The sequence below is a fragment of the Comamonas sp. genome (assembly GCF_036666375.1).
Taxonomy (GTDB): Bacteria; Pseudomonadota; Gammaproteobacteria; order Burkholderiales; family Burkholderiaceae_C; genus Comamonas.
Map to the genome: position 1 here is coordinate 1 of NZ_JAVWWA010000172.1, position 6,466 is coordinate 6,466.

The window sequence follows — 6,466 nt, forward strand, 5'->3', positions numbered from 1 at the left end:
GGATGGGCGGGATCAGGCCGTGGCGCTTCTTATGCGCACCGCTATGCTCCAGCCGGCGCGCTCCGGCGCCCCAAGCAGGGGCTGACATTCCGGGAAATAGGCGCCGACGCTGCCGCGCGGCATGTCGTAGGGCACCACGCGCATGCCCGCGAGTTCACAGGACTGTTCGGTTCGTTCCACCGCAGCGACATGGGCCAGGTCGCCTTCGATCAGCCCGCGAGCGGCCATGTCGCAGGGGTGCATGAAGAGCAGCCTGCGCGTGTCCCAGCGGTGGCGAAAGTGCGGGTCCATGGCGCTGAACGCCGCCGCGCCGCGCGGTGCCATGAGCCGCAGAACAGTAGGGTCGCAGGCCGCATCGGACGGCGGCGCAACGGCATGGCGCAGCCCATGGTCCGCGCGGAATTCGGCGAGATCGAGCCTGGATGGCCGGGCGTGGGCGAAACCGCCGGCCCCATGCCGCTGGCGCAGCAGCGGTGTCGCCAGTGCCGCGCCATCGCGCACGACATGGAACGATGCCCGTGCCGCGGCCGGGAGAAAAGTGGTCGGCGGATGAGGCAGCGGCTGGGTGGAGTCCATGGTCGTGCTTTTGGAGGAAGGAATAGCAGTGACTGTGGCTGGATCCGGCCGCCGGGTTCGTCAGTCAGGTGAACTGCGGCACGTAGGAGGCCGCGCCCTGAGGACGGGAGTCCGGCAAGTGCGGCCTTGCATGAGGCTGCCCAAGGTTGAGGGGCGGGCGGGCACCCCACTAGGTGAGGGCCGGCGCCGCCGAATCGGACGCGAGCGCGCGGGGCTCAGGCCTCGCCCGGCAGCCAGTCGAGCGTGTAGAAAAAGCGCTTCCACGCGGGATCGGTACTGTGCGCCGCGGCGCGCACCTGTTCGCGGAACAGCTCCATGAACAAGGCCGCGGACGGGCTTGCGGCCTCGTGCGCGCGGCGCACCATGCCCACTTCGTGGTGGGCAAAGCGCTCGTTCAGGTTCAACGCGACAAAATCACGGTTGGAATTCTGCGTTTCCAGCAGCGGCCAGGGCCAGTAGCTGAGCATGTCCACGCGCTTCATCAATGCCAGCGCAAGCCAGCCGGAATGTGCGAGCTGTATGCGTGCATGCGGAGGCGTCAGGCCATGCTTGCCGAACAGCTCCTGCATCACGCTTTCGTTTTCCAGCTGGCCGTGGCTCAGTATCCAGTCGCTTTCCAGCAACTCGGACAAGGAGCGCGCCTGCGCCTGGGGGTGCTGGGCGCGCGCGACCACGGTCATTTCATAGCGGAACAATGGCTCGGCCTGCAGGCCCTCGAGCATATGCGGCAGACCTATGCGGCCGATCATCAGATCGAGCGTGCCTTCGCGCAGCCGCGGGTAGGCCAACGCGGCAAAGCCGTCGACGAACTCCAGCCCTACATGCGGCAGCGCCTTGCGGAAAGCCGACACCACCGGTGCCAGCAGCGTCTGCCCGACCCAGGGCGTGACGCCGACCGCGAGCCGGCGCTCGCTGCCGCCCTGGCGGTGGCGCTCCAGACCTTGCTCGGCGCGCGCGACCTGGCCGACGATGGTGCGCGCCTGCTCCAGCAGCTCCTTGCCGGCGGGCGTGAGCTGTACGCCGCGGCCGTGGCGCTCGAGCAGCACCACGCCGGCGCTGGCCTGCAGGTCGTTGAGCCCCTGCGTCACGGTCGCCTGTGCGAGTCCCAGGGAGCGCGCCGACGCCCGGATGCTGCCTTGCGCGCCCAGCGCGACCAGGTAACGCAGTTGGTTGAGTTTCATGGCGCGACAGTAGCACAGCCATGCTGCATAGACAGGTAAATGCGTTCAATGAACGGTTTTGGCAATCTATGGCGATAAAGCATCGCTACATACACTTGCGGCATGCATTGCCTCCCCGAATTCGCTCTTGCCGACAAAGTGCTGCCGGCCATCCGTGACTCCGCCGACGACATGGTGCGTCTGCGCCGAGATATCCATGCCCACCCCGAACTCGCGTTCGAGGAGTTCCGCACCGCCGATCTGGTGGCCGAAAACCTCGCGCGCTGGGGCTACAGCGTGCACCGCGGCCTGGGCGGCACGGGTGTCGTCGGCAGCTTGAAGCGCGGCACCAGCGCGCGCGCCATAGGTATCCGCGCCGACATGGACGCGCTTCCTATCCACGAGGACACCGGGCTGCCGTATGCGAGCCGCAACGACGGCAAGATGCATGCGTGCGGTCACGATGGCCATACCGCCATCCTGCTGTCCGCGGCGCGTGTGATCGCGCAGGCGCAGGATTTCGATGGCACGGTGCATCTGATCTTCCAGCCCGCGGAAGAAGGCCTGGGCGGCGGCCGCCACATGGTCGAGGACGGATTGTTCGAGAAGTTTCCCTGCGACCAGATCTTCGCCTTGCATAACATGCCAGGCTTTCCGGTGGGCAAGTTCGGCTTTCTCGGCGGCTCGTTCATGGCTTCGTCCGATTCGGTCACGGTGACCGTGCAAGGGCAGGGCGGACACGGTTCGGCACCGCACCAGGCGGCCGATCCGGTCGTGGCCGCGGCCTATATCGTGGTCGCGCTGCAGACCATCGTCGCGCGCAACAACGACCCGCGCGACATGGCGGTGGTCAGCGTGGGCGCCATCCATGGCGGCAATGCGCCCAACGTGATTCCCGACAGCGTGCAGATGCGCCTGACCGTGCGTGCCTACCGTCCCGAAGTGCGCCAGATGCTGCGCGAGCGCATCACGGCGCTGGTCCAGGCCCAGGCGGTGACGCTGGGCGTGCAGGCCCAGGTCGACTACCACTGGCGCTATCCCGCGCTGATCAACGACCCGGCGGCGACGGAGCTGGCGCGCAGCGTGGCCGCCGAATGGCTGGGCGAGGACGCGCTGATCCAGGGCATGCAGCCGCTCACGGGCAGCGAGGACTTCTCGTTCATGCTGGAAAAGATTCCCGGCTGCTATCTGATCGTTGGCAACGGCGAAGGCGGCCACCACAGCACCGGCGGCTGCATGGTGCACAACCCCGGCTACGACTTCAACGATGCGATCCTGCCCATTGCATCGAGCTACTGGGTGCAGCTGGTGCGGCGTTTTCTCGCGCCCACCGCCTGAAGCTTTCCCTGTGTCCCATTTTCCCGTTGAGAAAACCACCATGAATTTCACACGCCGCAGCATTCTTGGCGCACTGGCTTGCACCCCCCTGGTGGTGCATGCGCAATCCGCCTGGCCCACGGGCCGTCCCATCAAGGTGGTCGTGGGCTATGCACCCGGCGGCTCGGTGGATCTCGCCTGCCGCGCGACCGCGGATTTTCTCGCGGCCAGGCTGGCCGGCGCCATCGTCACGGTCGAGAACGTTTCGGGCGCGGCCGGCGTGATCGCGGCCCAGCGCGTGTCGCAGGCCCAGCCTGATGGCTACACGCTGATGGTGGGCTCAAGCAACGAGTTATGCGCCACGGCGCATGTGAATCCGGCGCAGAAATACGATGCGGTCAAGGGTTTCACGCATATCGGCATGGTCTGCGAATCGCCGGTGCTGTTCGTCGCCAGCCCCAAGCTGGGCGTGAAGAACATGGACGAGTTCCTCGCGCTGGTCAAGAAAAATCCCGGCAAATACAGCTACGGCAGCTCGGGCGTGGGCTCGACCCTGCATTTCGCGGGCGAGCTGCTGAAAAAGCGCGGCGGGCTGTTCATGAGCCATATTCCGTACCGCGGCACCGCGCCGCTGCTGACCGATCTGGTCGGCGGCAACCTCGACTGCGCGATGATCACCACCACGGCAGCGAACCCGTTCATCGCCAACGGCCGGCTGGTCGGCCTGGGCGTGACTTCGGCAAAGCGCAGCCCGGCCGCGCCCAATGTGCCCGCGATCGCCGAGCATCCCGCACTGTCAGGCTACGAGCTGACCGGCTGGCTGTCGCTGGCCGCGCCCAAGGGCCTGCCCGCGGACATGGCCGACAAGCTGCGCGCCAACCTGCGCGCGGCGCTGCAGGATCCGGCCTACCGCCGCCGCCTTGAAGATGGCGGCCTGGTGCCCGCGACGGGCAACGAGGACATCGCGGCCATCATCCAGAACGATGGCCGCAAGTATGCGGAACTGGTGAAGTTCGCCAACATCAAGGACTGACGGGGCGCGCGGGCGGCGCGGTCGTTCAGCCGACCATGCCGCCCCAGGCCATGAGCTGGCGCATCAGCCAGGCCATGGCCGCGAGCGAAGCGACGCTTGCGGTCCAGATCATCAGCAGCCAGCCGAGCTGGCGCAGTGTGGTGCGCATGGGGTCTCCTCAATGGTAGTGCTCACCGTGGCGCACCTTGCCGCGGAACACGTAGTAGCTCCAGGCCGTGTAGCCCAGGATGATGGGAATGATGAACAGCGCGCCGACCAGCGCAAAGCCCTGGCTGGACGCGGGCGCCGCAGCCTGCCAGATGGTGAGCGACGGCGGCAGGATGATGGGCATGATGCTGATCACCAGGCCCGAGTAGCCCAGAAAGGTCACGAGCAGCGCCAGCGAGAACGGGCTGGCATTGCGGCGTTCCGAGCCCAGCGTGCGCCACAGCGCGGCCAGGCTCAGAACGACCAGGAAAGGCACGGGCAGCAGCCATTGGAGTGCATCCGAGCCGAACCAGCGCTCGGCGATATGTCCGTGCAGCAGCGGCGTCCACAGGCTCACGGCCGCAATTGCGACCGCCATCGCAATGGTGCTGGCGCGCGCGGCCCGGCGCAGCTCCTGCTGCAGCCGGCCCTCGGTCTTCATCACCAGCCAGGTGCTGCCCAGAAACACGTAGGCCGCGACCAGCGCGCAGCCGGTGAACACGCTGAACGGGCTGAGCCAGTCCCAGGCGCCGCCGACAAACACGCCGCCATCGAGCTCGATACCCATCAGTATCGCGCCCAGCGTCACGCCCTGCATCAGCGTGGCGAGCAGCGAGCCGCCGGCAAACGCCTTGTCCCAGATATGGCGGCGCGCGTCGCTGGCCTTGAAGCGGAACTCGAAGGCCACGCCGCGCAGGATCAGGCCGATGAGCATCAGCATGATGGGCAGATACAGCGCGCTGAGCACCGCCGAGTAGACGACGGGAAACGCCGCCAGCAGACCCGCGCCGCCGAGCACCAGCCAGGTCTCGTTGCCGTCCCAGACCGGGGCGATGGTGTTCATCATCACGTCGCGGTCGTGGCGGTCCTGGAAGAACGGGAACAGCATTCCCACTCCCAGATCGAAGCCGTCCATGACCACGTACATGAAGACGCCCAGCACGATGATGCCGGCCCAGATGATTGACATGTCGATTCCCATGGGGATTTCTTTCGCAAGGATTCAGTGCAGAGGTTCGGGATTGGCGCCGGAGATGGGGCGCATCGGCTGGTTGGCTTCGCCGGGTCCGCCTTCGGGCGGTGTCTCGCCCGCATGGGGCGCGGTGGCGAGCATCTTCAGCCCCATCAGCGTGCCCGTGCCGAAGACCAGCAGGTAGACCACGACCAGCAGCGTCAGCGAGATCGCGAGGTGCGAAATGTCGTGGTTGGACACGCCTTGCGCGGTGCGCATCACGCCGTAGACGATCCAGGGCTGGCGTCCGGTCTCGGTGACGAACCAGCCGGCCAGCAGCGCGACCAGCCCGGCCGGTCCCATGGCCACGCAGCAGCGGTGGAACCAGGCGCTGTCGTAGAGCCGCCCGCGCCAGCGCAGCCAGGCAGCGCACAGGGCCAGCGCAATCATCAGCGAACCCAGTCCCACCATCACGCGGAACGACCAGAACACCGTGGCCACATGGGGCAGGTCCTGGGGCGGGAAATCGGACAGCGCGGGAATGGTGCCGTCCCAGCTGTGCGTCAGCAGCAGGCTGCCCAGGCGCGGTACTTCGAGCGCGTAATCGTTCTTCTGGTTGGTCTGGTCGGGCAGGCCGAACAGCACCAGCGGCACGCCGGCCCCGGGCGCGTGGTGCTTCCAGTGGCCTTCGATCGCGGCGAGCTTGGCGGGCTGGTGTTCGAGCGTGTTGAGCCCATGCTGATCGCCGACAAAGGCCTGCAGCGGCGCGGCGACCAGCAGCATGGCCAGCGCCATGGAGGTCATGCGGCGCACCATCGGCGTGCGGTTGCCCTTGAGCAGATGCCAGGCACCCGTGGCCGTGACGATCAGCGACGTGGCGAGAAACGCCGCAATCACGGTGTGCACCAGCCGGTACGGGAAGGATGGATTGAAGATGATGGCAATCCAGTCGACCGGCACGACGATGCCGTTGATGATCTCGTGGCCCTGCGGCGTCTGCATCCAGCTGTTCGATGCCAGTATCCAGGTCGCGGAAATCAATGTGCCCAGCGCGACCATCAGCGTCGAGAAGAAGTGCAGGCGCGGCCCGACCTTGTTCCAGCCGAACAGCATCACGCCCAGGAAGCCGGCCTCGAGGAAGAACGCCGTGAGCACTTCATAGGCCAGCAGCGGTCCGGTGACGCCGCCCGCGAAGTTCGAGAAACCGCTCCAGTTGGTGCCGAACTGGTAGGCCATGACCAG

The 6,466-nt window shown here is 66.8% G+C and carries 7 protein-coding genes; 2 read left to right on the plus strand and 5 right to left on the minus strand.

The window, feature by feature from the left end; translation table 11 throughout:
- Positions 1-12 precede the first annotated feature (12 nt).
- Both RR928_RS23785 and RR928_RS23790 read right to left on the minus strand, forming a co-directional pair.
- Positions 13-576 (minus strand): hypothetical protein, encoded by a 564-nt coding sequence (locus RR928_RS23785; protein WP_332540158.1) that lies wholly within the window; start codon positions 574-576, stop codon positions 13-15.
- Between the two features lie 215 nt (positions 577-791).
- Entirely contained in the window at positions 792-1,757 is a 966-nt protein-coding gene (locus tag RR928_RS23790) for a LysR family transcriptional regulator (protein WP_332540159.1), read from the minus strand.
- Positions 1,758-1,859: 102 nt separating this feature from the next.
- On the opposite strand from RR928_RS23790, the gene RR928_RS23795 reads away from it, so the two are divergent.
- Together RR928_RS23795 and RR928_RS23800 are read left to right on the plus strand one after the other, a co-directional pair.
- Positions 1,860-3,074, plus strand: coding sequence for a M20 aminoacylase family protein (locus RR928_RS23795; protein ID WP_332540160.1), 1,215 nt, complete (start codon positions 1,860-1,862; stop codon positions 3,072-3,074).
- A gap of 40 nt (positions 3,075-3,114) precedes the next feature.
- Entirely contained in the window at positions 3,115-4,086 is a 972-nt protein-coding gene (locus RR928_RS23800; RefSeq protein WP_332549504.1) for a Bug family tripartite tricarboxylate transporter substrate binding protein, read from the plus strand.
- A gap of 25 nt (positions 4,087-4,111) precedes the next feature.
- On the opposite strand, the gene RR928_RS23805 is transcribed toward RR928_RS23800, so the two are convergent.
- The 3 genes from RR928_RS23805 to RR928_RS23815 form a co-directional block, all read right to left on the minus strand.
- Positions 4,112-4,234, minus strand: a complete 123-nt coding sequence (locus tag RR928_RS23805) for a DUF2474 domain-containing protein (protein ID WP_332540162.1) — start codon at positions 4,232-4,234, stop codon at positions 4,112-4,114.
- 9 nt (positions 4,235-4,243) lie between these two features.
- The gene (gene cydB / locus RR928_RS23810) at positions 4,244-5,254 is read right to left on the minus strand and encodes a cytochrome d ubiquinol oxidase subunit II (protein ID WP_332684526.1); all 1,011 of its coding nucleotides are present in this window, start codon (positions 5,252-5,254) and stop codon (positions 4,244-4,246) included.
- Between the two features lie 21 nt (positions 5,255-5,275).
- Positions 5,276-6,466, minus strand: a 1,191-nt coding sequence (locus RR928_RS23815) for a cytochrome ubiquinol oxidase subunit I (RefSeq protein ID WP_332684528.1), incomplete at its 5' end; no start/stop codon positions are given.